Source organism: Methylorubrum aminovorans, assembly GCF_022179725.1.
GTDB classification, from domain to species: Bacteria; Pseudomonadota; Alphaproteobacteria; order Rhizobiales; family Beijerinckiaceae; genus Methylobacterium; species Methylobacterium aminovorans.
Window position 1 is genome coordinate 11,341 of record NZ_BPRC01000036.1, and the last position, 26,827, is coordinate 38,167.

At 71.4% G+C, this 26,827-nt stretch carries 23 protein-coding genes; 18 read left to right on the forward strand and 5 right to left on the reverse strand.

Annotation, left to right across the window (positions count from 1 at the left end; genetic code table 11):
• Nucleotides 1-106: 106 nt before the first annotated feature.
• A complete protein-coding gene (locus tag MFF24_RS25440; protein ID WP_238228772.1) occupies nt 107-1,504 on the reverse strand; it encodes an FAD-binding oxidoreductase in 1,398 nt (465 codons plus the stop codon).
• A 17-nt stretch (nt 1,505-1,521) separates the two neighbouring features.
• Nucleotides 1,522-2,772: a phosphoglycerate dehydrogenase gene (gene serA / locus MFF24_RS25445; protein ID WP_133090119.1), complete on the reverse strand. Its 1,251-nt coding sequence runs from the start codon at nt 2,770-2,772 to the stop codon at nt 1,522-1,524.
• A gap of 242 nt (nt 2,773-3,014) precedes the next feature.
• On the opposite strand from serA, the gene MFF24_RS25450 reads away from it, so the two are divergent.
• The 16 genes from MFF24_RS25450 (at nt 3,015) to MFF24_RS25525 (ending at nt 20,734) form a co-directional block, all read left to right on the forward strand.
• Nucleotides 3,015-4,712 carry a molecular chaperone HscC gene (locus MFF24_RS25450; RefSeq protein WP_238228773.1) on the forward strand — a complete coding sequence of 566 codons (1,698 nt, stop codon included), beginning with the start codon at nt 3,015-3,017 and terminating at the stop codon, nt 4,710-4,712.
• Nucleotides 4,713-4,831: 119 nt separating this feature from the next.
• Nucleotides 4,832-6,268: a hypothetical protein gene (locus MFF24_RS25455; protein WP_238228774.1), complete on the forward strand. Its 1,437-nt coding sequence runs from the start codon at nt 4,832-4,834 to the stop codon at nt 6,266-6,268.
• 130 nt (nt 6,269-6,398) lie between these two features.
• Nucleotides 6,399-6,893, forward strand: coding sequence for a DUF3617 domain-containing protein (locus tag MFF24_RS25460; RefSeq protein WP_108939148.1), 495 nt, complete (start codon nt 6,399-6,401; stop codon nt 6,891-6,893).
• 38 nt (nt 6,894-6,931) lie between these two features.
• Nucleotides 6,932-7,906 (forward strand): hypothetical protein, encoded by a 975-nt coding sequence (locus MFF24_RS25465; RefSeq protein ID WP_238228775.1) that lies wholly within the window; start codon nt 6,932-6,934, stop codon nt 7,904-7,906.
• Between the two features lie 375 nt (nt 7,907-8,281).
• The gene (locus tag MFF24_RS25470) at nt 8,282-9,394 is read left to right on the forward strand and encodes an SDR family NAD(P)-dependent oxidoreductase (RefSeq protein ID WP_238228776.1); all 1,113 of its coding nucleotides are present in this window, start codon (nt 8,282-8,284) and stop codon (nt 9,392-9,394) included.
• Nucleotides 9,395-9,405: 11 nt separating this feature from the next.
• Complete coding sequence (locus MFF24_RS25475; RefSeq protein ID WP_238228777.1) at nt 9,406-10,503, forward strand: SDR family NAD(P)-dependent oxidoreductase; 1,098 nt, start codon at nt 9,406-9,408, stop codon at nt 10,501-10,503.
• Nucleotides 10,500-11,792 (forward strand): TIGR04295 family B12-binding domain-containing radical SAM protein, encoded by a 1,293-nt coding sequence (locus MFF24_RS25480; RefSeq protein WP_238228778.1) that lies wholly within the window; start codon nt 10,500-10,502, stop codon nt 11,790-11,792. The genes MFF24_RS25475 and MFF24_RS25480 overlap by 4 nt, the downstream gene beginning before the upstream one ends.
• Nucleotides 11,783-12,907, forward strand: coding sequence for a glycosyltransferase family 4 protein (locus tag MFF24_RS25485; protein WP_238228779.1), 1,125 nt, complete (start codon nt 11,783-11,785; stop codon nt 12,905-12,907). The genes MFF24_RS25480 and MFF24_RS25485 overlap by 10 nt, the downstream gene beginning before the upstream one ends.
• Nucleotides 12,904-14,025: a CgeB family protein gene (locus MFF24_RS25490; RefSeq protein ID WP_238228780.1), complete on the forward strand. Its 1,122-nt coding sequence runs from the start codon at nt 12,904-12,906 to the stop codon at nt 14,023-14,025. Before MFF24_RS25485 ends, MFF24_RS25490 begins: the two co-directional genes overlap by 4 nt.
• Nucleotides 14,022-15,134 carry a CgeB family protein gene (locus MFF24_RS25495; RefSeq protein WP_238228781.1) on the forward strand — a complete coding sequence of 371 codons (1,113 nt, stop codon included), beginning with the start codon at nt 14,022-14,024 and terminating at the stop codon, nt 15,132-15,134. Before MFF24_RS25490 ends, MFF24_RS25495 begins: the two co-directional genes overlap by 4 nt.
• Nucleotides 15,131-16,249 carry a CgeB family protein gene (locus MFF24_RS25500; RefSeq protein ID WP_238228782.1) on the forward strand — a complete coding sequence of 373 codons (1,119 nt, stop codon included), beginning with the start codon at nt 15,131-15,133 and terminating at the stop codon, nt 16,247-16,249. The genes MFF24_RS25495 and MFF24_RS25500 overlap by 4 nt, the downstream gene beginning before the upstream one ends.
• Before the next feature lie 19 nt (nt 16,250-16,268).
• Nucleotides 16,269-17,342: a UDP-glucuronic acid decarboxylase family protein gene (locus MFF24_RS25505; protein ID WP_238228783.1), complete on the forward strand. Its 1,074-nt coding sequence runs from the start codon at nt 16,269-16,271 to the stop codon at nt 17,340-17,342.
• The gene (locus tag MFF24_RS25510) at nt 17,342-18,433 is read left to right on the forward strand and encodes an inositol-3-phosphate synthase (RefSeq protein WP_373322748.1); all 1,092 of its coding nucleotides are present in this window, start codon (nt 17,342-17,344) and stop codon (nt 18,431-18,433) included. The genes MFF24_RS25505 and MFF24_RS25510 overlap by 1 nt, the downstream gene beginning before the upstream one ends.
• Nucleotides 18,430-19,035, forward strand: coding sequence for a histidine phosphatase family protein (locus MFF24_RS25515; protein ID WP_238228784.1), 606 nt, complete (start codon nt 18,430-18,432; stop codon nt 19,033-19,035). Before MFF24_RS25510 ends, MFF24_RS25515 begins: the two co-directional genes overlap by 4 nt.
• The gene (locus MFF24_RS25520) at nt 19,032-19,796 is read left to right on the forward strand and encodes a TIGR04290 family methyltransferase (RefSeq protein WP_238228785.1); all 765 of its coding nucleotides are present in this window, start codon (nt 19,032-19,034) and stop codon (nt 19,794-19,796) included. Before MFF24_RS25515 ends, MFF24_RS25520 begins: the two co-directional genes overlap by 4 nt.
• Nucleotides 19,796-20,734: a glycoside hydrolase 5 family protein gene (locus MFF24_RS25525; protein ID WP_108939136.1), complete on the forward strand. Its 939-nt coding sequence runs from the start codon at nt 19,796-19,798 to the stop codon at nt 20,732-20,734. Before MFF24_RS25520 ends, MFF24_RS25525 begins: the two co-directional genes overlap by 1 nt.
• 25 nt (nt 20,735-20,759) lie before the next feature.
• On the opposite strand, the gene MFF24_RS25530 is transcribed toward MFF24_RS25525, so the two are convergent.
• Together MFF24_RS25530 and MFF24_RS25535 are read right to left on the reverse strand one after the other, a co-directional pair.
• On the reverse strand, nt 20,760-21,299 hold the full coding sequence (locus MFF24_RS25530) for an STM3941 family protein (RefSeq protein WP_238228786.1): 540 nt from the start codon (nt 21,297-21,299) through the stop codon (nt 20,760-20,762).
• A 2-nt stretch (nt 21,300-21,301) separates the two neighbouring features.
• Nucleotides 21,302-21,589: a hypothetical protein gene (locus tag MFF24_RS25535; RefSeq protein WP_238228787.1), complete on the reverse strand. Its 288-nt coding sequence runs from the start codon at nt 21,587-21,589 to the stop codon at nt 21,302-21,304.
• A gap of 182 nt (nt 21,590-21,771) precedes the next feature.
• Between MFF24_RS25535 and MFF24_RS25540 the strand changes: the two genes are divergently transcribed.
• Complete coding sequence (locus MFF24_RS25540; protein ID WP_238228788.1) at nt 21,772-22,413, forward strand: hypothetical protein; 642 nt, start codon at nt 21,772-21,774, stop codon at nt 22,411-22,413.
• 186 nt (nt 22,414-22,599) lie between these two features.
• A complete protein-coding gene (locus MFF24_RS25545; protein ID WP_238228789.1) occupies nt 22,600-23,964 on the forward strand; it encodes a cytochrome P450 in 1,365 nt (454 codons plus the stop codon).
• 3 nt (nt 23,965-23,967) lie between these two features.
• Here MFF24_RS25545 and MFF24_RS25550 read toward each other — a convergent pair whose 3' ends face one another.
• Nucleotides 23,968-26,511 (reverse strand): TonB-dependent receptor, encoded by a 2,544-nt coding sequence (locus MFF24_RS25550; protein ID WP_238228790.1) that lies wholly within the window; start codon nt 26,509-26,511, stop codon nt 23,968-23,970.
• Nucleotides 26,512-26,827: the final 316 nt, after the last annotated feature.

Here is a 26,827-nt window from a genome sequence, read left to right on the forward strand (position 1 = left end):
CGGTTGATGGCCGCGGTCCCGCCGCTCCCGTCCTCGAGGGGACGCGCAGCGGAACCCGGGATCCTCCCGTTCGGAGCCGGGCCCGAGCGCTATCGCCGAAGCGGGGTCAGGTCCGCAGAACTTTGCCCGGATTGAGCAGGCCGTCCGCGTCGAGGGCCCGCTTCAGACGATGCGCCAGAGCCATCTCCTCGGGCCGGCGGCGGTGCGCCAGTTCGTCGACACGGTACTGGCCGATGCCGTGCTCGGCGGAGATGCTGCCCGCGAACCGGTCGACCACGTCGTGCACCAGACGGTTGATCGCGGCGCCGTCATGCTCGGCCCCGATCAGCACGTTGTAGTGCAGGTTGCCGTCGCCCATGTGGCCGAACACGTTCGGGACGGTGCCGGGCGCGCCCTCGGCCAGCGCCCGGTCGGCGGCCTCCAGAAAGGCGGGGATCGCTGGGATCGGCACCGAGACGTCGTGCTTGACCGACTTGCCCTGGTGCGCCTCGCATTCGGTGATGCGCTCGCGCAAGGACCAGAGGCCGGCGGCCTGCGCCTTCGATTCGGCCAGCACGCCATCCAGGGCATCGCCCCGCTCCAGAACCTCGCCGAGCGTACCCTCAACCGCGTCCCGGAGACCCGAGAGGCTCGATCCCGCCTCGAGCAGGATGCACCAAGGCGAGGGGGAGAGCGGGCTCGCCATGTCGGCATGGCGCTCCAGCAGCTCGAAGGAGCAGCGCGAGATCAATTCGAAGGCCTGGATCGTGTCGCCGAGGTCGTCCTGCGCGGCGGCCAGCACCCGCAGCGCCGCCTCCGGATCCGGCACCGCCAGCAGGGCGGTCTCGGTGTGACGCGGGCGGGGCACGAGGCGCAGCACCGCGGCGGTGACGATCCCGAGCGTTCCCTCGCTGCCGATGAAGAGCTGCTTCCAGTCGTAGCCGGCATTGTCCTTGCGCAGGGCGCGCAGGCCGTCGACGACGCTGCCGTCGGCGAGCACGACTTCGAGACCGAGGACGAGGTTGCGGGTCATGCCGTAGCGCAACACGTTGATGCCGCCGGAATTGGTGGCGATCATGCCGCCGATCATCGCCGAGCCTTCCGCGGCGTAGCTCACCGGGAACAGCCGCCCGGCGGCCTCCGCTGCGGCCTGCGCCGCCTGTACGACGCAGCCCGCCTCGACTTCCAGGGTGAGGCCGACCGGATCGACCGCGCGGATCGCGTTCATCCGTGCGAGCGAGAGCACGATCTGGCGCCCCGAGGCGTCGGGGGTGGCCCCGCCCGCGAGCCCGGTATGGCCGCCCTGGGGCACCAGCGCGACGCCCGCCTCGCGGCACAGGCCGACGATGGCGGCGACCTGCTCCGTGCTCGCCGGCCGCGCAACCGCGGCGGCCCGGCCCGGGAACAGGCGGCGCCAGTCGATGGCGAAGGGGGCGCAATCGGCCTCGTCCGTCAGCAGGCCGCCCGGCCCCAGCCGTGCATCGAGCCGGGCGAGGAAGTCGGAGGGAAGTCCGGTCGCGCTCATGGCTTACTAAGGATCCTTCAGGCGATCCGCGCCTGGATCAGACGGGTGCGCACCGTGCCCTCGATGGCGTCGAGCTCGGCGAGGATGCCGGCCCGGTCGGCGGGGGCGGCATCGGCCTCCACCACCACGTAGCCCAACTCGCCCTCGGTCTGAAGGTACTGGGATGCGATGTTGACGTCGCGCCGGGCGAAGGCCTGGTTGATGTGGCCGAGCACGCCGGGGACGTTCCGGTGCACGTGCAGGAAGCGCACGCCGCCGAGCCGCGGCGGGATCTGCACCTGCGGGAAGTTAACGGCACCCAGCGTCGAGCCGGTCTCGACGTAGTCGACGAGCTTGCGCGCGACCTCCGAACCGATGCGGTCCTGCGCCTCCTCCGTCGAGCCGCCGATATGCGGCGTGAGGATCACGTTCGGGATGCCCTGCAGCGGCGAGACGAAGCGCTCGTCGTTGGAGCGCGGCTCGACGGGGAACACGTCGACCGCCGCACCCCGCAGGCGGCCCTGCCTGAGGGCGTCGGCGAGCGCGTCGAGATCGACCACGGTGCCGCGGCTGTTGTTGATGAGGTAGGCGCCGGGCTTCATCTTCCCGATGCGCTCGGCGCTCATCAGGCCGTGGGTGAGCGGCGTCTCCGGCACGTGCAGGCTCACCACGTCGCTGACCGCGAGCAGGTCGTCGAGGCTGTCGGCGGGCTCGGTATTGCCGTGGCGCAGTCGGTCGGTGAGATCGAAGAAGATCACCCGCATGCCCATCGCCTCGGCGAGGTTCGAGAGCTGCGCGCCGATATTGCCGTAGCCGACGATGCCGAGGGTCTTGCCGCGGACCTCGTAGGAATGCTCCGCCGACTTGTCCCAGCCGCCGGAATGGGCCGCCTCGGAACGAGAGGGGATGCGCCGAAGCAGCATCACGATCTCGCCGATCGTCAGTTCGGCGACGCTGCGGGTGTTCGAGAAGGGCGCGTTGAAGACCGGGATGCCGCGGGCGCGGGCCGCGTCGAGATCGACCTGATTGGTGCCGACGCTGAAGCAGCCGACCGCGACGAGGGCCGGGGCGGCGTCGAGCAGGCCCGCCGTCACCTGCGTGCGCGAACGAATGCCGAGGACGTGGGTGCCCGCCAGCGCCTCGGCATCCGCTGAGCCCACGGCGCGCGGCAGACGCCGCACGTCGCGGATGCCGGCCCGCGCGAGAACCTCCAGCGCCGACGGCGCGATGTTCTCGGCCAGGATGATGTTGACCTGATCCTGGAGCGTGAAGCTGTCTCTGGCCGGCATGGGGTCACCTGCGCCTGTCATCGGAAAGGGCCCGCCATACAGGAATGTTGCGATGCGGCAATCGGGGGCGGCCCGTCTTCGGCGACGATCGGCGCGATTCGTGACGCGGTCGGCCCGGCCTCCTCGTCCGATCCCTCGGCGGCTCTTCCTGGGCTCTCGCCGACACCGCGGGCTGTGGCTAATAACGGCGGCGGTGCGGCCGGCACGGGGGTGAGGCGGCGGCCCGAACCGAAGGGGGCTCCATGGCGATCGTCGGCATCGATCTCGGCACCACGAACTCGGCGGTCGCCGTCTGGACGCCGGAGGGGCCGCGGCTCATTCCCAACGCGCTGGGCGAGCCGCTGACGCCCTCCGTGGTCGGCCTCGACGCGGACGGGACGGTGCTGGTCGGCCGCGCGGCGCGGGAGCGGCTCGCCACCGAGCCCGAGCGCACCGTCGCCTCGTTCAAGCGCTGGATGGGCTCGGGCCACGTCACCCGGCTCGGCCGCGGCCAGAGCTTCCGCCCGGAGGAACTGTCGGCCCTGGTGCTGAAGAGCCTCAAGGCCGACGCCCAGGCGCATCTCGGCACGGAGGTGACCGAGGCAGTGATCTCGGTGCCGGCCTATTTCAACGACATCCAGCGCAAGGCCACCCTCGACGCCGCCCGCCTCGCCGGCCTGCCGGTGGAGCGGCTGGTCAACGAGCCGACCGCGGCGGCGCTCGCCTACGGAGTCGAGTCCAAGCAAGAGGGCACCGTCCTCGTGTTCGACCTCGGCGGCGGCACCTTCGACGTCTCGCTGCTCGAACTCTACGAGGGCGTGATGGAGGTGCGCGCCACCGCCGGCGACGTAGCGCTCGGCGGCGATGACTTCTCCGAGATTCTGGCGGCGGCGATCGCCGAGGACCAGCGCGTCGCCCTCGACACTCTCTCGCCCGGCGACCGCGCCCGCCTGCTGCGGGTCGCCGAGGCGGTCAAGCGCGGGCTCACCGCCGCGCCGGTGACGGCCTACGAGATCCGGCTCGGCGAGGAGGTGCGGCGGGGCGAGCTCGACCGCGCCCGGCTGGAGACCGCCGCCGCCCCGCTCCTGCACCGCCTGCGCGCGCCGCTGGAGCGGGCGCTGTCGGATTCCGGCAAGCGGCTGGCCGACCTCGACGGGGTGATCCTCGTCGGCGGCGCGACCCGGATGCCCGTGATCCGCAGCCTCGTCGCCCGGCTGTTCGGGCGCCTGCCCCTGGTCCATGTCGATCCCGACACGGCGGTGGCGCAGGGAGCGGCGGTGCAGGCCGGGCTCAAGGCGCGCCACGCCGCCCTGGAGGAGGTGGTGATGACCGATGTCTGCCCCTTCACCCTGGGCATCGCCATCACCGAGAACGCCCGGACCGCCGGGGCGACGCAGGTGATGCTGCCGATCATCGAGCGCAACGCCGCCGTACCGGTGAGCCGGGCCCACCGCATCACCACGGTCCATGACGGGCAGGACCACATCGCGGTGGAGGTGTTCCAGGGCGAGAGTCTGCGCCCGGACGACAACATCCCGCTGGGTCAGGTCCCGGTGACGCTGCCGAAGGCGCCGGCCGGCACCGAGACCGCCGAGGTGCGCTTCACCTACGACATCAACGGCGCCCTGGAGGTCGAAGTCGCCGTAATCTCCACCGGTCTGCGCCGCCGGCAGGTCTTCCGCAACGGCGCCAATCTCGACGAGGCGGAAATCGAGGCCCGCTTCGCCGCGCTCGCCGCGATCAAGCTCGCGCCGCGGGAGCAGGCGGAGAACCGGGCGCTGCTGGCCCGCGCCGACGCGCTCTATGCGGACCTGCGCGGTGACCTGCGCCAGCACGTTGCCAGCCGGGTCGCCCGCTTCGAGCGGGAGATCGCCGAGGCTTCCGGCAGCGAGCCCGAGGCCCTGCGCGCGGCCTTCGCCGCCGACCTCGACGCCCTCGAAGACCACCGCTTCCGGTTCTGAGACCCATCGATGATGACACATGGTCGATGGCCCGCGCGACGGCGCGGCGGCGGGCGTCCGCCGGACGCATGGAGCCCGACCATCGGTCGGGTTCCATGCCACTTGGTATGGAACCAGCCATGACCGACAGCGCCTGGCACCTGCTCGGGCTCGAACCGACGCGGGACGCGTCGGCGATCCGGCGCGCCTATGCCCGCCGCCTCAAACTCACCCGGCCCGACGAGGATGCCGAGGGCTTCCAGGCCCTTCTCGCCGCCCGCGAGCGCGCCCTGGCGGAGGCGCGGCGGCCCCTGCCCGAAGCGTGGCAGGAGGTTGAGGACGATCCCTGCGACGCGGAGCAAGGGCCCGCGGACGAAACGCCCGGCGATCCGGCCGGGGCGGCGCAGAAGCCGAGGCCGGCGAACGAGCCGGACGGCGGCACGGTGGTGACGGCAGAGCTCGCGGCGGAGGCCGGACCGAAGGTGCCGCCCGGTGACGTCCTCCCGCCGGCCCTGCCCCTCGTGCGCGATCTCGACGGTCCGGCAGCACCCATGCCCGAGGTGCCGGCCCTCCTCGTGCGCGACCTCGACCCTCCGCCTGCGCCCCCGGACCCCGTGCCGGGGGCGCCGACGCCCCTGGTGATCGACATCGCGCCGCTCGAAGCCGGACCGGCCGAATGGGGGGAAGCGCGCGCGCTCGAGGCGGATCTGCCGCCCTTCCTCCGCGACGGCGCCGACAGCCTGACCGCGTGGCTGGCGCGGGCGCGGCGGCTGCCCGCCGGGCCCCGCGCCCTGGCGGAGGCGGCGCTGCTGCGGGCGCTGTTCGGCCTCTGGCGCGACCCGGACGGGCGGATCACGGCCAAGCGCGTCGAGGCCACCCGCCCGGCGATCCTACGGGCCGCACCGGTCTTCGGCTGGCCGCGGGAGGATGCGGTTCTCGCCGCGCGCTTCGATGCGCGCGACGCCGCGCTCGCCACGCAGATCCTGCGCGATACGATTCCCCCCGAGCCCGGCGATCCGGCCGTCGTGGCGGTGCCGGTCTTCCCCCGCGGCCGCCTGCCGCTCCAGGCGGGCGACGCCCGTGCCTTCCTCGAAGCCGCGCCACACGCCCTCAAGGCCTACGAGGCGATGCGGCGGCAGGCCCCGCTGCCCCGCCGCCTGTCCGTCTACGCGTTGCTGGCACCGCATGTCTGGGCGGTGGCGCATCGCCGCTGGGGCGTGACCCTCGCGGCGCTTGCGGGGCTGTGGCTCTCCTTCCTGCTGTCGGATACGGCCGTGGAGGCGAGCGGGACCAGAGCGGTCGCCCTCGGCGTTCTCGCGCTGCTCCTCTGGGCCGGCACCGCCGCCGCGACGGCGTTCGGGGCGGATCGTATCCAGATCGCCGCAGCCGCCCGGGCCGCCCGCCGCGCCGGACGCAAGGGCGTGTACGCGCCGGTCGAGCGGGCGGCACGCCTTCGCGCGGCCGGAGCCCGCCTGAGCGGCTGGGGCTGGCTCGCCCTGGTGTGGGGCGGCTCCATCGTCTTCATCGGTCCCTACTTCGGGCTGGCCGCCATGATCAGCGCCGCGCTCAGGCGGTAGGACGGCTCGGACCGCGTCCGCCGGCCTTCGCCTCGGTTCGGTGGTGACGGCTTGACTTGGCCGCGGCACCGGCGACCCTGGTCGCGCAGCCGGAAGCCGGCCCCACTCGAACCGAAAGAGGCCGGCCGACATGCCGAGGACGACCGCGATCCGATCCGTCGCCGCGAGCGCGCTGCTCTTCCTCGGCCATCCTGTCCGGGCGGAGACGCCCTCAGTGGAGGCCGCACCGCTTCTGACGCCGCGGCCGGTCTTCGTGCCCGGCCTCTACGAGACCGAGAGCCGCAACAGCCAGTTCCAGGACCAGGGGGCGAAGGGCGAAGCCTGCCTCGCCTCGGCCGATTACGAGTCGTTCCGCCGCGAGACGATGGCACAGTACCAGTCGAACCCGCGCTTCCTCGACGCCTGCCGCCTGAGCGAGACCCGCGACCTGCCCGATGGCTTCGTCTTCGCCATGGCCTGCAAGGAATCGAAGGTCGTCCTGACCTACCACTTCTCCAAGGACAGCGTGACGAGCACCATCCAGACCCTCATCACCCGACGCCCCGAATTCTCGTCCGAGATCCTGACCCTGATGCGTCGGCGCGGCGATTGCCCCGGCCGGGAGAAGCCGGGCCGCAACACCTGATCCGGGCGGCGTGGGGAGGAGAGGGAGGAGAGTTCGGCATGGCTGGCACGCCCTACGGCATCGCGGATGCGGAGCGCGACCTTCGCGCCAGCCTCGGGCGCGCCCCGGCGGGGGCGGTCGCGGGGGCCTGGAGCGCCACGACCCTGCAGGCGGGGCACGCGCAGATCTCGGGTGGCTACACCGATGCCGGCGGCCGTCACCTCGATCCCGAGCCTCGCCACGCCTTCGACGCCGTCGGCGCGGCGGTCGAGCGCCTCGCCGCGGCCGGCGGGGCGGCCTTCAACCGGGTCGAGATCCGCTGGACTCGGGCACCCTTCCCGCTGTCGCTCCTCGGGCAGCCGGGCCGCATCCGCGTCGAGACGGCGTTCGACCCCGCCATCGTTCCGCGCGGACCCGAAGACCCGGCCTACGAGGCCGCCGCGGCGGCCCGCCGCCGGTTCTGGGATGGGCGCGGCCGTCTCCTCTCCGGCTTCGCCGCGCAGGATCCTGTCGCCAACATCCATGGGCAGACGAAGTGGTTCGGCCCCCATCGTCGGGTCCTGCTGCTGCACCCGGCCGGCGGTTCGGCAGGCGGCGTGGTGCTCGCCACCGACGGCCTGTCCACGCCCTGGGCCGGCATCCCCGATCCGGAGAACGGCGTCGCCTGCGAAATCGCCCTGCGGCTGCCGGAGGGGGAGGGGGAGGAGACCGAGCGCGTGGGGCGCTGGACCAACATCCTGATGAGCCTCGGCGACCGCGTCGCGGACGGATACCGCGTGGCGAGGGATGTGGAGAAACACGGCGCGATCCTGTTCTCCCGTCTCCCGGCCGCCTGTGCGCCGTTCGAGTTCGTGATCCTCGCCGCGGCGGCGGACGACGCGGTGATCCGCGATCTGCCATTCGGCTCCGTTCCGCTCCTCGAAGCCGTCCCCCTGACCGCGGCCGAGGTGGCCGGAGGCGATCCGGATGAGGCCTGGGAGGCGAGCACAGCCCGCGCGGCCCTCGCCCGACGGGACCGGTCGGCGCCGCTCTGAAATCGGTGGGGCGCCGCGCTCGGATTCATCCGGGGAGCCGCGCAGCGGAACCCGGGCTCCACCCGTCGTGCGATTCCCGAGGCCGATGTCCGTGGATTGCCTGATTCCGGTGCGCGCCTTCGAGGCCGGGTTCGCTTGCGCATCGGGGGCCGCGCTTGGCCGCTGCGCTTGGCCGCAGGATGAGCGTGCAGAAAACGCGGATTAAAATCGAGGAACAAAGATCCTCGGCCGGAGATATCCCGAAAACTGAGCAGGCTTGGGGGTATCGGATGCAATTTCCCGTTATCACATCATAGGTTGCTGCCGAATTTTGGTGCCTTATTTGAGTAAATATTTGTTGTTCCTGTAGCGCTCGATGGAGTTGCGCGGCTGCTCATGAAAGATCTAGCCCTCATTACCGGAGGTGCCGGCTTCATCGGCCGGCATCTCGCGAGCGCGCTTTTGGCCCGCGGATACCGGGTTCGGGTTCTCGACAGCCTGATCGAGCAGGTGCACGGCGCAGGAGCCGCTCCCCAGGGGCTCGATCCCGCGGCGGAATTCGTGGAGGGCGACGTCCGGGACGCCGGCGCCGTGGCCCGCGCGCTCGCCGGGGCGACCCATGTAGTCCACCTCGCGGCGGAGGTCGGTGTCGGCCAGAGCATGTACGCCGTCGAGCGCTACGTCTCGGTCAACGATTGCGGCACCGCGACCCTGTTCCAGGCGCTGATCGAGGCGCCGGTGAAACGCGTCGTCGTCGCCTCCTCCATGAGCATCTACGGCGAAGGGCTCTACCGCACGCAAGGCGGCGCCACGATCGAGGACGCGGTGCGCAAACCCCGCAAGCCCGGCGAGCCCTGGGACCCGCTCGATGCGGAGGGCCATCCGATGCGTCCGGTGCCGACGCCGGAAACCAAGCGCCCGGCGCTCGCCTCGGTCTACGCGCTGACGAAATACATGCAGGAGCGCCTGACCCTGACGCTGGCACCGGCCTACGGCATGGAGGGCGTCGCACTGCGGCTGTGGAACGCCTACGGCCCCGGCCAGGCGCTCTCGAACCCCTATACCGGCGTGCTGGCGATCTTCGCTGCCCGGCTCCTCAACGGCCAGCCGCCGATGATCTTCGAGGATGGCGAGCAGCGGCGCGACTTCGTCCATGTCGAGGACGTGGCCCAGGCCTTCGTGCTCGCGCTCGAACACCCGGCCGCCGTGGGGCAAGTCTACAATGTCGGCTCGGGTCAGGACCGCACGGTGAACGAGGTGGCGCGCCTGCTGGCCCGCGCCATGGCCCGCGAGGACATCGCGCCGCAGGCCACCGGTCAGGCCCGGCTCGGCGACATCCGCCACTGCATCGCCGACATCGGAAAGATCACCCGCGAACTCGGCTACGCGCCCAAGCGAGACTTCGAAGAGGGTTTGGCCGAACTCGCGGCCTGGGTCGCCGAGCAGCAGGCGGTGGACCGCGTCGCCGAGGCGCGGCGCGAACTCGAAGCGCGCGGGCTCGTCGCGTGAGCGCCGCCGGCATGGCCCCGGTTCCCGACAGCCGCCCGATCCTCGTCACCGGCGGCGCCGGCTTCGTCGGCGCCAACCTCGCCGACCGCCTCGCCGCCGAAGGCCGCACCGTGATCGTCTACGACGCGCTGGCGCGCGCGGGCGTCGAGCGCAACCTCGCATGGCTGACCGAGCGGCATGGGCCGCGGATCGTGCCGGTGATCGCCGACATCCGCGACCGCGACGCGCTCGCCCGCGCCGTGCGCGAGGCGGGCGCCGTGTTCCACTTCGCCGCTCAGGTGGCGGTGACGACGAGTCTGACCGCGCCGCGCGACGACATGGAGGTCAATCTCGGCGGCACGCTGAACCTGCTGGAGGCGCTGCGCGCGCGGGGAGAACGGGGAGCGGCGGTGCCGCTGCTCTTCGCCTCGACCAACAAGGTCTATGGCGGCCTGCCGGACGTGGCGCTCACGCTGGCGGGCGACGCCTACCTGCCGGAGGACCCATCCTTGCGCGAGCGCGGCATCGGCGAGGACCGTCCGCTCGACTTCCACACCCCCTATGGCTGCTCCAAGGGGGCGGCGGACGCCTATGTGCTCGACTACGCCCGCACCTACGGGCTGCCGACCGCGGTCATGCGGATGAGCTGCATCTACGGCCCCCGGCAGATGGGCAACGAGGACCAGGGCTGGGTCGCCCACTTCCTGATCCGGGCGCTGAGGGGCGAGCCCATCACCCTTTACGGTGACGGCAGCCAAGTGCGCGACATCCTTCATGTCGATGATTGCGTCGCAGCCTACCGGGCAGCGTTGGCGCGGATCGATCGGGTGGCGGGCCGGGCGTTCAACCTCGGTGGCGGACCGGCCAACGCCGTGTCTCTGCGCGGGCTGATCGCCCATGCCGGACAATTGCTCGGCCGCGAGATCGCTATCGAGAGTGGCCCGTGGCGGCCGGGCGACCAGCGCTACTACGTCTCCGATCCGAGCCGTGCCATCGAAGCGCTCGGGCTCGAACGGCCGCTGTCCTGGCGCGAGGGCGTGGCACAACTCGCCGGCTGGCTCGGCGAATGGGTGGGCGACACGCAGATCGCCGAACCGCTCCCGCAGCGCCAGCCGGAGGCGGTGCTGTGAGGGTCGCGCTGGTCAATCCTGCCTGGGACTACCGCAACAGCATCTATTTCGGCTGCCGTGCGCCCCACCTGCCGCTCGAACTCGGCTACGCCGCCGCCCTGCTCCGCGCCGCCGGCCACGAGACGCTGATCGTCGATGCCCACCTCGAAGAACTGACCGCGAGCGAGGCCGCGGAGCGCGTCGCCGCCTTCGCGCCGGGCATGACGGTCGTCACCACCGCGCCGACCTACCTGTTCTGGCGCTGCGCCCCGCCGGAGCTGCGGGTGCCGCGTCTGTTCCTCGATGCGCTGGGAAACCGCGGCGGCCGCACGGTCGCGGTGGGCCCGCACGGCTCGGCGACGCCCCGCCCCACGCTGGAAAAGCTCGGATGCGACCTCGTGGTGCGCGGCGAATGCGAGGAGATCGTCGCCCGTCTCGCCGATGCCGAGGACGTTCGCGGGCTGCCCGCGCTCGCCTACCGCGACGGCGGTGAGACCGTCATCACCGGTCCGCCCCATGCCGGCCGCTTCACCGATCTGCCGGCGCTCCGCTGGCCGGACGCCTGGATCGCCCGCCACCATCACCACCATCACCGCTTCGACACCGCACCGGACGGGCCGGGCGCCGAGATCGAGGCGTCGCGCGGCTGCCCCTATACCTGCAGCTTCTGCGCCAAGATCGATTTCCGCGACAAGTATCGCCGCCGCGAACTCCCGCTCGTGCTGGACGAGATCGATAGCCTGATCGCGCAGGGGGTGACCTACCTCTACTTCGTCGATGAGATCTTCCTGCCGCAGAAGCCGCTGCTGGAGGCGCTGGTGGGCCGGCCGATCAAGTTCGGCGTCCAGACCCGGATCGACCTGTGGAAGCCCGACATGCTCGACCTCCTGGGCGCGGCGGGCTGTGTCTCGATCGAGGCCGGCATCGAGAGCCTGACCGAGGAGGGCCGCGCCGCCCTCGACAAACGCTGCCGCGACTCGACCGACGACCTCGCCGAGCGCCTGATCTACGCCCGCCGTTCGGTACCCTTTGTCCAGGCCAACCTGATCGCGGTCGCGGGCGACGATCCCGACCTTGTCGCGAGCTGGCGCGACCGCCTGCGCGGCCAGGGCGTCTGGGCCAACGATCCCGTGCCGCTCTACCCCTATCCGAGTTCCCCCGATTACCGCCGGCTCTGGGGCGAGCCCGACGACGGTGCCTGGGAGCGGGCGCACGCGCATTACCTCGCGCAGTTCGAGCGCTTCAGCGACATCCAGGAGGAACGGCCCCTGCCGCTGGCGGAGCTGGAGGCAGGCTGCGGATGCCGGTGAGACGGGCCCCGACCCACATCCTGATGACGGCCGACGCGCTGGGCGGGGTCTGGCAGTACAGCCTCGAACTGGCCGAAGGGTTGGGCCGGCGCGGGCTCGCCGTGACGCTGGCCCTGATGGGGCCGGCGCCGTCGCAAGCGGCGCTCGCCCAGGCCGAGGCCGCCTCCGGCGCCCGCATCCGGCCGACCGGATTGCCCCTCGACTGGACCGCCGGGCGCGCCGCGGACGTCACGGAGGCCGCCGCCGCCATCGCCCGTCTCGCCCGCGAACTGGGAGCGGATCTCGTCCATCTCCACAGTCCGGCCCTGGCGCTCTCCGCCTTCGAGGTCCCCGTGGTGGCGGTGTGCCATTCCTGCGTCGCCACGTGGTGGGCCGCGCTCGGCAACGGCCCGCTTCCCGCTGACCTAGCGTGGCGCGCCGACCTCGCGGCCCGCGGCTGCCGCGCCGCCGACCGCCTGCTCGCCCCGACGCGTGCCTTCGCCGAGGCAACGCGGGCCGCCTACGGCCTCGATCGCCCGCCCGCGGTGGTGCGCAACGGGCGCCGTCTCGCCGATCTGCACAGCGCGGCGGAGCCCGCCGCGCACGCCTTCACCGCCGGCCGGCTCTGGGACCGCGCCAAGAACGCGGCCGCCCTCGACCGGCTGGCCGCGCGCATCGACGTGCCCTTCTACGCCGCCGGTCCGGCCGAGGGGCCGAACGGCGAGCGCTTTACCGCGGATCATTTGCGTGGGCTCGGCCGGCTCGACGCGGCGCGGATGGACCGGGAGCTGACGCAACGCCCGGTCTTCATCTCGCTCGCGCGCTACGAGCCGTTCGGACTCGCCGTGCTGGAAGCGGCCGGCGCCGGCTGCGCCCTGATCCTGTCCGACATCCCGAGCTTTTCGGAATTGTGGGAGGGCGCCGCGCTGTTCGTCGCGCCCGACGACGATGCCGCGGCGGCCGACGCCGTCCAGGGTCTCATCGCCGATCCCGAGCGGAGGGCTTCGCTTGCCGAGGCGGCCCGCACCCGCGCCGCCCGCTACGGCACCGACGCCATGGCCGACGGGGTGCTCGCCGTGTTCCGCGATCTGCTGGGCGAGCCCCGCATCCGCGCGCTCGATGGAGCGGCGGCATGAGGATCGTCGCCTTCACCCACTCGCTCGCCTCGTGTTGGAACCACGGCAACGCCCATTTTCTGCGCGGTGTCCTGCGCGCGTTGATCGCCGATGGTCACGCGGTCGAGGCCTACGAGCCCGAGGGCGCCTGGAGCCTCGACAATCTCCTGCGCGACCGCGGCCCTGCCGGGCTAGACGCCTATCGCGCGGCCTATCCCGAACTGTCCTCGCAGACCTGTGCGAGGGCGGAGGAGGCGGTCGAGCGGGCCGTGGGCGCCGACCTCGTCATCGCCCACGAGTGGAACGCCCCCGACCTCATCGCGGCCCTCGGGCGGGCGCGCAAGAACGGCCGGTTCGGCACGCTTCTGTTCCACGACACCCATCACCGCGCCGTCAGCGCGCCCGACGAGATGGCTGCCTTCGATCTCTCCGGCTACGACGGCGTCCTCGCCTTCGGCGAGGCGCTCGCCCAGGTCTATCGGGCGCAGGGCTGGGACGGCCGCGCCTATGTCTGGCACGAAGCCGCCGACACCCGCTTGTTCCGCCCGCCGGCGGAGGAGGGCGAGCGCGCCGGCCTCGTCTGGATCGGCAATTGGGGCGACGGCGAGCGCACGCGCGAACTCGAAACCTTCCTCTTCCGCCCGGCCCAAGCGGCGGGCTTGTCCCTCGACATCTACGGCGTGCGCTATCCCGACGAGGCGTTGGCGACCCTGACACGCCACGGGGCGCGCTATCACGGCTGGGCGCCGAACGCCGTGGCGCCGTCGCTGTTCGCGCGCGCGCTCGCCACGGTTCACGTGCCACGCCGTTTCTACGTTGAGGCGCTGCCCGGCATCCCGACGATCCGCGTGTTCGAGGCGCTGGCCTGCGGCATCCCGTTGGTGACCGCGCCGTGGGAGGATGCGGAGGGCCTGTTCACACCGGGCGAGGACTACCTCGTCGCCCGCGACGGCGCCGAGATGGAGCGCCACTTGCGGGCGCTGGCCCACGATCCGGCCTTGCGGCGGGCGCTCGCCGCCCGCGGCCTCGCCACGATCCGCGCCCGCCACACCTGCCGCCACCGCGCGGCCGAGCTTCTGGCCATCGCCGCGTCGCTCGCCGCACCCGACGCGGCCCCCCGTTTTCGGAGGCAGGCATGAAACGGATCGCGTTCTACGGCTCCTCGCTGCTCTCCTCCTACTGGAACGGCGCGGCCACCTATTACCGCGGCCTGCTGCGCGACCTCGCCGGGCGCGGCTACCACATCACCTTCTACGAGCCCGACGCCTTCGACCGGCAGAGCCACCGCGACATCGACCCGCCGGATTGGGCCGAGGTGCAGGTCTATCCGGCCACGGAAGAGGCGATGCGCGCCGTCGTGGCGCAGGCGGCCGGGGCGGACATCGTCGTCAAGGCGAGCGGCGTCGGCGTATTCGACGACGAATTGCTGGAGGGCGTGACCGCCGCCGCGCACCCCGACGCGATCCGCATCTTCTGGGACGTGGACGCCCCCGCGACGCTGGCCGAAATGCGCGGCAATCCCGGTCACGCCCTGCACCGGGCGATGCCCAGCCTCGACCTCGTCCTCACCTATGGCGGCGGCCCGCCGGTGATTGAGGCCTATGAGGGGTTCGGCGCGCGCGCCTGCATCCCGGTCTACAATGCGCTGGATCCGGAGACCCACCATCCGGTCTCCCCGGATCCGCGCTTCGCGGCCGATCTCGCCTTCCTCGGCAACCGTCTGCCGGATCGCGAGGAGCGGGTGCAGACATTCTTCCTCGTCGCGGCGGCGCGCCTGCCTCAGCGGAAATTCCTGCTCGGCGGCAGCGGCTGGGAAAGCCGGGGCCTGCCGGTCAACGTGCGCCATCTCGGCCACGTCTCGACCCGCGACCACAACGCCTTCAACGTCTCGCCGCTCGCCGTCCTCAACATCGCCCGCGAGAGTATGGCGGCGGTGGGCTACTCGCCCGCCACCCGCGTGTTCGAGGCGGCCGGCGCGGGCGGCTGCCTCATCACCGATGCCTGGGTCGGGCTCGACGGGTTCCTGAAGGAGGGCGAGGAGGTGCTCGTCGCCCGCGACGGACGCGACGTCGCCGAGCACGTCGCGGCGCTGACGCCGGAGCGCGCCCGCGCCATAGGCGAGGCTGCCCGCCGCCGGATTCTGGCCGAGCACACCTATGCCCGGCGCGGCGCGCAGGTCGATGCGATCCTCCGTGAGGAGGCGGCGCGCAAGCGCGAGCGCGGCGCGATCGAGCGGAGCGTCGCATGACGGACGCGCCGCTCCGCCTCGTGGTGCTGGGCCTCAGCCTGTCCTCGTCCTGGGGCAACGGCCACGCCACCACCTATCGCGCCCTGCTGAAGGCGTTCGCCGCCCGCGGCCACGCCGTGACCTTTCTGGAGCGCGACGTGCCCTGGTACGCCGCCCACCGCGACCTGCCCGATCCGGATTTCTGCCGGCTCGCCCTCTATTCCGATCTCGCGGAGCTGCAGGCGCACCGCGCGGAGATCGAGGCGGCGGATGCCGTCATCGTCGGCTCCTACGTGCCCGACGGCATCGCGGTCGGAAACCGCGCGCTCGCCTGGGCGCGGGGCGTGCGCGCCTTCTACGACATCGACACGCCGGTGACGCTGGCCGCGCTCGAGAGCGGTGCCTGCGCCTATCTCGGCCGGGCGCAGATCCGCGATTACGACCTCTATCTCTCCTTCACCGGCGGCCCGACGCTGGAGCGCCTGGAGCGCGCCTACGGTTCGGCGGCCGCCCGGGCGCTGTACTGCTCGGTCGATCCGCAGGCCTACCCGGCGATGGCGCGCGCGCCGGCCTACGATCTCAGCTATCTCGGCACCTACAGCCCCGACCGGCAGCCGACCCTGGAGCGCCTGCTGATCGAGCCGGCCCGGCGCGCGCCGGAGCTGCGCTTCGCGGTGGCCGGCCCGCAATACCCGGCGGATATCGACTGGCCGGCAAACGTCACCCGCATCGACCACCTGCCGCCGGACGCCCATCCCGAATTCTACGCGGCGAGCCGCTACACCCTGAATGTCACCCGCGCCGACATGATCGCCGCCGGCTGGAGCCCCAGCGTGCGCCTGTTCGAGGCGGCGAGCATCGGCACGCCGCTGCTGAGCGACCGCTGGGACGGGCTCGACGCGATCCTGACGCCGGGCCGCGAGATCCTCTGCCCGGACGGCCCCGAGGCGGTGCTCGCCATCCTGCGCGAAACGCCGGAGGCGGAGCGGCGCGCGATCGGCGCGGCCGCACGCGAAACTGTGCTCGCCCGTCACTCGGCCGCCCATCGCGCCGAGGAACTCGAATCCTATCTGCGTGAGGCCGCCTCCCGGCGGTCTGCCGCTGCGGCGCCCGAACGCGATCTCGAAGTGCTTTAGGCCTGAGGAGTTGAAGTCCATGAAGAGTCGAGCGGCGGACGGTCAGGACGGCAGGCACGTGCTCGTGGCCGGGGGCGCGGGCTTCATCGGTTCGCACCTCGTCGATGCGCTGCTGGCGCGGGGCGCCCGCGTCGTCGCCCTCGACAGCCTACTGACCGGGCGCCACGACAACCTCGCCCATCTGGCCCGCGAGCCCCGGTTCGAACTGGTCGAGGCGGATGTGACGCAGCCGCTGCCGGCGCTGCCGCGGTTCGACCGCATCTTCAATCTCGCCTGCGCCGCCTCGCCGCCGCACTACCAAGCGGACCCGATGCACACGATGATGACGAGCGTCGTCGGCACCAATCACCTCCTGGAGCGGGCGCGGGCGGACGGGGCGCGCTTCCTGCAGGCCTCCACCAGCGAAGTCTACGGCGACCCCGAGGTGCATCCGCAGACCGAATCCTACTGGGGCAACGTCAACCCGACGGGGCCGCGCGCCTGCTACGATGAGGGCAAGCGCTCGGCCGAGACCCTGGTCTTCGATTTCGAGCGGGTGCACCGGCTCGACGTGCGGGTGGCGCGCATCTTCAACACCTACGGCCCCCGGATGCGGGCCGATGACGGGCGCGTCGTCTCGAACGTCGTGTGTCAGGCGCTCGCGGGCGAGCCGATCACCGTCTACGGCAACGGCGAACAGACCCGCTCGTTCTGTTACGCCGCCGACCTCGTCGAGGGGCTGATGCGGCTGATGGACCGCGAGACCTCGCCCGGCGGCCCGGTCAATCTCGGCAACCCGCGCGAGATGACAGTGGCGGAACTGGTCGAACTCGTCACCCGGATGACGGATACCCGCTCGGCGGTGGTGCGCCGCCCGCTGCCCGTCGATGACCCGCAGCGCCGCCGGCCCGACATCACCCGCGCGCAGACGCTTCTCGGCTGGTCGCCGCAGGTGCCGCTCGAACAGGGGCTGGAGGCGACCATCGCGTGGTTCGCCAAGGAGATCCGCCCGCCCGAACCGGCCGCGCGGGCAAATCTCGGGCGCTTCGTCGGCAGCCGCCCGTTCCAGCCGGCCGAGCCGGCGCTCGGGGATCTCGCGCAAGGGTCGACATGATGACGGCCGTGAACGCCGAGCCGATCCGCGTCGGGATCGTGGGCGTCGGCAACTGCGCCTCGTCCTTCGTGCAGGGCCTGCACCATTACCGCGACGTGTCCACGGACGCGGCGGTGCCGGGCCTGATCTCGCCCGAACTCGGCGGCTACCGGATCGGCGACATCGAGCTCGCCTGCGCCTTCGACGTGTCGGCGGAGAAAGTCGGTCAGGACGTGGCGCGGGCGATCCATGCGGTCCCCAACAACACCCATGTCTTCGCCGAGGTGCCTCGGAGCGGCGTGACGGTGAGGCGCGGGCCGACCCTCGACGGCATCGGCCGCTACCTCGAAGGCATCATCGCGGAGTCGCCCGAGCCGGTCGCCGACGTGGTCGAGGAACTGAAGCGCAGCCGCACGCAGGTGCTCGTGAATTACCTGCCGGTCGGCGCGCAGCGCGCCACCGAGTTCTACGCCCGGTGCGCCCTCGATGCCGGTTGTGCGCTGGTCAACTGCATTCCGGTCTTCATCGCCTCCGACGCCGCATGGCGGGCCCGCTTCGAAGAGCGCGGCCTGCCCATCGTCGGCGACGACATCAAGAGTCAGGTCGGCGCCACCATCGTCCACCGGGTGTTGGCCAACCTGCTGCGCGAGCGCGGGGTGAAGCTGGAGCGGACCTATCAGCTCAATTTCGGCGGCAATGCCGATTTCCTCAACATGCTGGAGCGCGAGCGGCTCGAATCGAAGAAGCTCTCGAAGACCCGCGCCGTGACGAGCCAGCTCGACGGGACGCTGGCGCCGGGCGACATCCATGTCGGCCCGAGCGACCACGTGCCCTGGCTCCAGGATCGCAAATGGGCGCAGATCCGGCTGGAGGGCACGGGCTTCGGCGGCGTGCCGCTCAACATCGAGCTGAAGCTCGAAGTCTGGGATTCGCCGAACTCGGCCGGCGTCGTGGTCGACGCCGTGCGCTGCGCCCGCATCGCCCTCGACCGCGGCATCGGTGGCGCCCTCGACGGCCCCTCGGCCTGGTTCATGAAGTCGCCGCCGGTGCAGTACACCGACGCCGAGGCGCAGGCCCGCACCCTGCGCTTCGCCGCCGGCGAGCCCGCATGAGGCGCGTCCTGTTCCTGCGCCACGGCCACCACGACCGGCTCGGGCGCATCCTGTGCGGGCGTATGCCCGGCGTCTCCTTAAGCGAGACCGGCCGGGCCGAGGCGCGGGCCGTGGCCGAAGCCCTTGCCCGGCGCTTCGCGGGCGAGCGGGGCTTGCGCCTCCTGTCGAGCCCCCAGCCGCGCACCCGAGAGACCGCCGCGCCGCTGGAGCGGGCGCTCGGTCTCACCGCCGAGATCGCCCCCGATCTCGACGAGATCGCCTACGGCGACTGGACCGGCAAACCCTTCGCCGAACTGGATGGCGATCCGGCCTGGACCGCCTGGAACACGTCCCGCGCCTCCGCCCGCCCGCCGGGCGGCGAGAGCATGGCCGAGGTCCAGGTCCGGGTCGGCGGGTTGCTCGAACGGCTCGCAGGGGAGGAAGGCGCGCCGGTGATCCTCGTGAGCCACGGCGACCCGATCCGCGCCGCGCTTCTTGGGCTGCTCGGTCTCTCGCTCGACGCCTACGACCGGATCGTCGCCGCTCCGGCCTCCTGCAGCGAACTCGAACTCTGGCCCGGCGGCGGTCGGGTCGTGTCCATCAACGAGCGGTTGGCGGGATGAATCAGGCCGATCTGCGCCGGCGGGCGGAGGCCCTCGGGCCGTGGTTCCACAACATCGATCTGGGGGAGGGGGTGTGGACCGCGCCCGGCCACTTCCTCGGCGATTATCCCGGTTTCAAGTTCCGACGCTTCGCCCACGCCCTGCCGGACGATCTCACCGGAAAATCGGTGCTCGATATCGGCTGCAATGCCGGCTTCTACAGCGTCGAGATGAAGCGGCGCGGCGCCGCCCGCGTGCTCGGCCTCGATTCCGATGAACGCTACCTCGCGCAAGGTCGCTTCGTCGCCGAGCGGCTGGGCTGTGACATCGAGTTCCGCAACCTGTCGGTCTACGACGTCGCTCGCTTGGGCGAGCGCTTCGACGTGGTGATCTTCATGGGGGTGTTCTACCATCTGCGCCACCCGTTGCTTGCCCTCGATCTGATCCACGAACACGTGGCCGGCGACCTCCTCCTGTTCCAGTCGATGCTGCGGGGCTCGCCCCAGGTCGAGCCGGTGGCGCAGGATTACGACTTCTTCGACATGGATGCCTTCGAGCGGCCCGGCTACCCGCGGATGCACTTCGTCGAGCACGCCTACGCCCACGATTGCACCAACTGGTGGATCCCCAACCGCGCTGGGATCGAGGCGATGCTGCGCGCGAGCGGGTTTGCGATCGAGAGCCGGCCGGAAGCGGAGGTCTATCTCTGCCGCCGGGTCGAGGCGCCCTACGGGGCGGAAGCGGCCTATCCGGCGCGTCCGGGCGGGCAACGGGAGACGTGATGCTTGAAGCGGTGATGCTCTGGAACGAGCCCAACAACAAGTCGCACTGGGATCCGGAGATCGATCCCGACTGGTTCCTGTTCGGCGAGATGGTGAAGGACGCCTCCCGCGCGATCCGGGCCGAGGCGCCGGGCCTGCCTCAGGTGCTCGGCGGCATCTCGCCGATTGATCCCCAGTTCATGCTGAGGATGCAGGCGCAAGGAGTGCTCGACGGGCTCGACGCGGTGGCGGTGCACGGCTTCCCGCTCGATTGGAATCTCTGGCAGATCCACGAATGGCCGCAAAAAATCGCCGAGATCCGCGCGGTGACGCACCTTCCGGTCTGGGTCTCGGAGGTCGGCGTGTCGAGCTTCGGCGCCGAGGAGGTCCAGGCCTGGGGCTGCCGCCGCACCGCCGAGCTGCTGAAGGGCCAAGCGCCCCGCATCCACTGGTACAGCCTCTACGACCTGCCGCTCGAATGGGGCGCCACCACCCGCCACAAGGAGGCGGAGGGCTCCTCCTACTATCGCCACTTCCACATGGGCCTCCTGCGCCAGGACGGTACGCCCAAGCTCGCGCTCGAAGAGTTCGCCCGCTGCACTCCGGATTTCGGCCTGTGCCAGTGGTTCCACTACGAGGATCACCGCCTCGACGAGGCGGTCGCCTGGATGAAGCGTCTCGGCGTCACCCATCTGCGCACCGGTCTCTCCTGGGCCGACAGCTTCCGCCCCCATGCCCTCGACTGGTTCGACCGGCAGATGGCGGCGTTGCAGGACTTCAAGGTCACGGCGACCTTCTGCTTCACGCCCGAGCACCGCGGCATCGCCCCCCACCACACCTCCGCGCCGCTGGTGCGCGAGGAGTTTGCGGAGTTTTGCGCCACGATGGTGCGCCGCTACGCCGACCCCGCAGCGGTCCGAGCCGAGGCCGTGCCGGCGCCGGAGATGCCGCTGCTGTAGCGCGGACGGCCTGACCTCGCCTCACTCAATCCTCGTGCCAGACCTGCTCGATCGCGGCCAGCACCGCGTCGATGCCGCCCGCCACGCCCTGGCCTGAGAGCCAGTAGCCCTCGCCGTACATTCCGTTGAGGCGCGCAATTCGCCGGGCGCGGCGGGTCCAGGGCAGAGCCGCATCGCGATCCGGCAGCACGGCGATGCGCAGGAAGCGCTGGCGGTAGAGCGTGAACACGTCGAGGCCGCTGATCGCTGACCACGGGATCCAATCGGTCGAGAGCCTGCGATCGAACAGGCCTTGGCGCGACACCGACACGACCGGACCCCACCGGAGCACCTCGCGCAGCAACACGGGAATGCACAGGCCGAAGAAGCCGACGGCGACGAACGCGATGAATTGCTTGAAGCTGCCGGGCGCAACGATCGGCTTGCCCCCCGGCTCAGCGATGAGCATCACGAGGCCGATGGCCGTAAAGCCGCAGGCGATGACCAGGAGGCCGACGAGCGGCAGACGCGCGGCGCGCAGATCGATGCGATCCGCGACCGCAGGGGCGTTGTCCGTTGCGGGCATGATCAGACCGGACGACCCGGAACCTTGGCGAAGAAAGTGCCGAGGGCAGCGATGACGTCGAGCAGCAGCACGGAAAGGTACTGGATCGAAATCCAGAACAGGGTGTGACGCGCCCGCAGGATCACGGCCTGACCGGTGCGCGGATCGACCGGCTCCCGATCCGGCCGAGCGTTCAGCCGCGTGCCGGCGACCCAGTTCGGGGCCGAAGCGGCGAGCCACATGGCGACCCTGCCAGTCGGCGTCGGGATGCCGAAGCGGGCCAGAGCGGGATCGACGAGCACGCTCAGCACCAGGCCACGCCCGCGATCAGAACGGAGGGCACATCCCAACCGGACCAGACGATCATCGACACTCTCCTCAATCAAGGGCTCGCGCCTTGCAGGCCGTTTCCCGCACCGGTAGCGTCCCGACTCCGACGCGGTGGGCGGCGCAGACGCGGTTTCGCCGGCGAACAGAGGGTGCAGGGCTGCGCATGGGTCATTTTCGCATGATCTACGAGGGCACGGCCTACACACCGGACATCGAATCGTACAGCCTCTCGTTGAATGCGGCGGACGGGCGCTGGCGCGGGCAGGAGCCCGGCGACATGGTCGGCCTCACCCTGAGCCTGCAGGGGCGGCCCTTCACCTACGACGTGCCGGAGGACGAGGACGAACATCTCGCCATCGCCCCGAACGTCGATACGCAGTGGCTCGAGGTGCCGACGCGGCTGTTCGCGGGGCGGGACATGAGCAGCCTCGGCGGCCTCGATCTCGCTTACGAGGGGCCGCGGGCGGTCAACCCGCTCACCGGCGAGACCTGGCGCGAGCCGCCGGGCCTGCTCGGCATCTACGGTGACGAAGCCTTCGGCCCCTGTCGGATCACGGTGGCGCATCGTGGCGGCGACCGCTTCGCCCTGCATCTCACCGGCGAGACCGAGATCGGCACCGGCTTCGACGTGGCCGTCGAAGCGCCGTTGACGGTCGCATTGACGAGCTACACCGGACAGACCGGCGAGGATCGCCTGCGCCGCTGGTTCGACGCGTTCCTGCGCTGGGACGACTTCTCCTGGGAGCGCACCGTCCATCCCGGCGAGCCGCCGCAGCACAGCCTGACCGGCACCCTGCGCCGCTGATGCGGCTCACGCGCCGTCGCTTGCCGAGCCCTTCCGCCAGCGCACTCGCCCCGGCGGCTCCCAGCGCGATGCTCTATCCTTTTGTTTCCGCGTCGTCTTCATCCGAAAGCCGGTGGCCACCTTTCGGGACGATGCTCTAGAACGCATCGCCAGTGCCCGCTCACGGGTGCGCGAGAGACTGACGGAATGGACATGCAGGCTCCCCCCGGACACGCGGCGGCGCGTCTGGTGCCGCCGGTGCCGGCGCCGCCGGAGCAGGAATTGCCGACCCTGCGCTTCATCGCGGCGATGCGGGTCAACGGCATCCTCTGCTGGCCGGCCTCCGCCTACGAGGCCCCCCTGCGCCACCGCCGGCTGTTCGGGCGCAACCGGTTCACGGTCAGCGACCCGGAGCTGGTGCGGCACGTGCTGGTGGACAACGCCGCCAACTATGCCCGCACCCCGATGACCATCCGCATCCTGCGGCCGTTGCTCGGCGACGGCCTGCTCATCAGCGAGGGGACGGCATGGCGCCACCAGCGGCGCACGCTCGCCCCCGCCTTCACACCGCGGGCGGTGGAGACGTTGGTGCCGCACATCCTCTCGGCGAGCGATGAGGCGGTGGTTGCCCTCGAAGGCCCGGCGGCGCGGGGGCCGGTCGATCTGTTCGCCGCGCTCCAGCGGCTCGCCCTGGAGATTGCCGGGCGCACCATGTTCTCCGTCGGCATGGCGGTTCACGGCGACCGCCTGCGCGGCTTCCTCGAAGCCTACGCCGCGCGGCTCGGGCGCCCGCACCTGACCGACCTGCTCGTGCCCCTGCGCTTCGCCACGCCGCTCGACCGGGCCCGCGCCCGCTTCCGCCGCGACTGGGTCGCCTTCCTCGATAGGGTGATCGCCGACCGGGATCAGGGGCAGGACGGGCGGAACGAGGGCGAGGCGCGCGACCTGCTCGACCTCCTGCGCGCCGCCCGCGATCCGGAGACGGGCCGGGGCTTCACGCACGAGGAGCTGCGCGATCAGGTCGCCACCATGATCCTGGCCGGGCACGAGACCACGGCGGTGACCCTGCTCTGGGCCTGCACCCTGCTCGCGCTGGCACCGGAGGCGCAGGCTGCCGTGGCGGCCGAATCCGCCAGCGCCGACAAGCCGTTCACCCGCGCGGTGATCGAGGAGACGATGCGGCTCTACCCGCCCGCCTTCGTGCTGGCCCGCCGCGCGCTTCGTCCGGACATGCTCGGGGGCGAGGCGGTCCGGCCCGGCGACAGCGTGACGATCTCGCCCTGGCTGCTGCACCGGCACCGCAAGTTGTGGCGCGATCCCGACGCCTTCGATCCCGCCCGCTTCCTGCCCGGCGCCTCGCCGGTGCCGCGCTTCGCCTATCTGCCCTTCGGGGCGGGGCCGCGGGTCTGCATCGGCGCGGCCTTCGCGCTCACCGAGGCGACCCTCGCGCTGAGCCGGATCGTCGGGCATTTCCGGATCGAGAGGGCCGATGCCCGCCCGGTGCTCCCAGCGGCCGTAGTAACGACTCAGCCCGACCACGCCCCCGCTTTCCGGCTGACGCGGCGGGCGTGAGCCTTAAAAATCGACCGAGGCGGAGAGCAGCACCGTCCGCGGCGTCCCTTGCGCGAGGATGCCGCGCCCCGTCGTCGCCCAGTAATTGTTGCCCGTCACGTTGACGACGTTCGCCCGGAGCGTCAGCGGCCTGTCCCGGAACAGGGTGGCGTAGCGCAGGCCGAGATCGAGCGTCGCCCAGTCGGGGATCTTCTGGCTGTTGGCCAGATCGTAGTACTGCGCCGCCGTATAGATCACCCGGCCCGTCACGCTCAGGCCCGGCAGGAGGCTCGGCGGCAGGTCGTACTCGCCGTAGAGATTGAGCTGCACCTCCGGCACGCCGATCGCGACGCGGCCGACATTGCGCGGGTCCTGCGCCTGCACCTGGACGCCGTCGAGAAGGCTGACGCCGCCGAGCACCCGGACGCCCGGCACCGGCTCGCCGAACAGGGTAAGTTCGACGCCGCTGTTGCGCTGGCGTCCATCGACCGAGAAGACCAGGGTGCGGGCATCGAGGAAGCCGAAGGGCTGCTCGATCTCGAAGGCGGCAAAGCCGAGGCCCACGGTGCCGAGATCAAGTTTCGCCCCGACCTCCGTCTGCCGCGAGACCGCGGCCGGGAAGGCGGCGCTGGCGTTGACGGCGTTCACCGGCGGGGCCGGCGAGGTCAGGCCCTCGACGTAGTTGGCGTAGAGCGAGAGCCGCTCCCACGGCTTCACCACGACACCGACGCCCGGCGAGAAGGCGCCGCTCTCGCTGGCACCCGTGCGCAGGCCCGTGACGGGATTGTAGGCGTTCACGTCGAGGCTCTGCCAGCGCCCGCCGATCGTGAGCAGGATCCGCTCGTCGAAGAGCGACATCGTGTCGGCGATGGCGAGGCTGCGGTTGATCCGGCTCGACGTGCGCGGCGTCGCGTTCGACAGGCCGAAGGTCGAGCGCGGGGCGACAATCACCGGATCGTAGAGGTTCGACACGATGGGCGCGCCGACGTTCTGCGCTGTTGGCTGGGCGAGATCCTGCCAGAAGCCAACAACGGCGAGGCCGAAGCTGTGGCGGATCGGTCCGGTTTCGACGATGCCGCGCAGGCCCGCCTCGGCGGTCTGGTTGCTGATGTGCATCGGCAGGTAGCTGATCGGGTCGCGGTAATCGCCGCGCGCGTTGAAGATCGTCAGCACGCCGCCGAAATATTCCTGCCGGAAGTTCGAGCGGCCGTAGGCGCCATACAGGGTCAGGTCCGGCGTCAGGTCGTACTCGATCCGGGTGGCGAACTGCTGGTTGGCGCTGTCGCGGTACTCCCAGGGCTGCTGCTGGTTGAGCGTGAGGTTGGGCGCGCGGGGGATGCGCACGCCGGCCGCCACGTTGCGGTTGCGCAGGGGCGAGCGGAAGTCGAGTTCCTGGTAGCCGAGATCGAGCGCCGCCCGCAGGCGCTCGCCGCGATAGTCGAGGGCGAGCGCGGCGGTGCCGAAATGAAGGCTCTGGTTGTCGATTGGCGTGGCGCCGTTGTTGAACGCGCCGTTGAAGCGGATGCCCCACTCCTTGGCGTCCCCGAAGCGGCGGCTGATATCGACCGCCTTGTAGACCTGCGCGTCGGAGGCGTAGCCGAGGGTGACCCGGTTGAGCGGCTCTTCGAGCGCCCGCTTCGGGATCAGGTTGATGACGCCGCCGATATTGCCGAAGGGTGGGACGCCCGAGAGCAGGGTCGAGGGGCCGCGCAGCACCTCGACGCGCTCGATCGGCTCGATCGCCGGATTGAACGCGTCGGCGACGCCGAACAGGCCGTTGAAGGCGATGTCCTGGGCGAAGACCGGGAAGCCGCGGATGAAGAAGCCGAGGATGCCGGAGAACGCCGGCACGTTGGTGCGGATCGAGGGGTCGTTGTTGACGACGTCCTGGACGTTGCGCGCCTGCTGGTCGCGGATGAGCTTCTCCGTGTAGCTCGTCGAATTGAAGGGCTGGTCGAAGGTGTTGCGGTTGCCCAGCAGGCCGAGGCGCGAACCGGATGCGACCTGCCCGCCGGCGTAAGGGACTGGCGGCTGGCCTATCGTCCCGGTTGGCGGCGGCAGTCCCGCCGCGCGGGCGCCGCTGCCCGCCCGCCCCTCGACTGCCAGTTCCTCCAGGGTGACGGAGGAGGCCGGCTCGCCGCCGAGCTGGACGTAGCGCGGGTTGACGAGGGTGATCGTCGAGGGGCCGGCGGCGCGGTAGGTCAGACCGGTGCCCGCGAGCAGTTCGGCGAGCGCGTCGAGGGGCCGGAACGCGCCCTCGACGCCCCGTGTGGTCAGGCCCTCGGTCAAGGCGGTCCGGTAGGCGAGCCTGAAGCCGGCCTGTCCGGCCAGGGCGGTCAGGGCCGGTTCGAGCGGTCCGGCCGGGACCGCGACCGAGATCCGCGCCGCATCCGTGTCGTCAGGACCGGACGGCGTGTCGGCACTGACCGGGACGAGACGAATTTTGTCCGATATGAGCGGGGCGGCATCCTGAGCGCCCACGGCGGCCGTCATGGCGATCAGCGATGCGCCCGCCACAGCAAGATCCCGCGCGCGCCGCGCACCCCCGCGTCGATCTCCCAGCACCATGTCCCCGCGCGTCCCTGTCCTCGGCCGGGAGCGGCTCTGCCCGCTCCTGCTTCGATAGACAGGCGAGCCGCCAAACTCCTGACCCTCGGAACTGAACATTTGTCGAAGAGCCGGCCGCAACGCGGGTACCTGGGAGAGGGAGGCTGCTGGTGCCCTCGCCCGAGGGTCCGAACTCAATCAGCTTGACCGCACAGAAGTTTGCTGAGGGTGGAGGCTGTGTGAAAACGTAGCGGTTATGATAGTCTCTGCGGGACAGCGGAGGCGTGTATGGCGCGGTTCATCTGTGGTGCGGATCGCCACCAAGTGACGCTGTTGC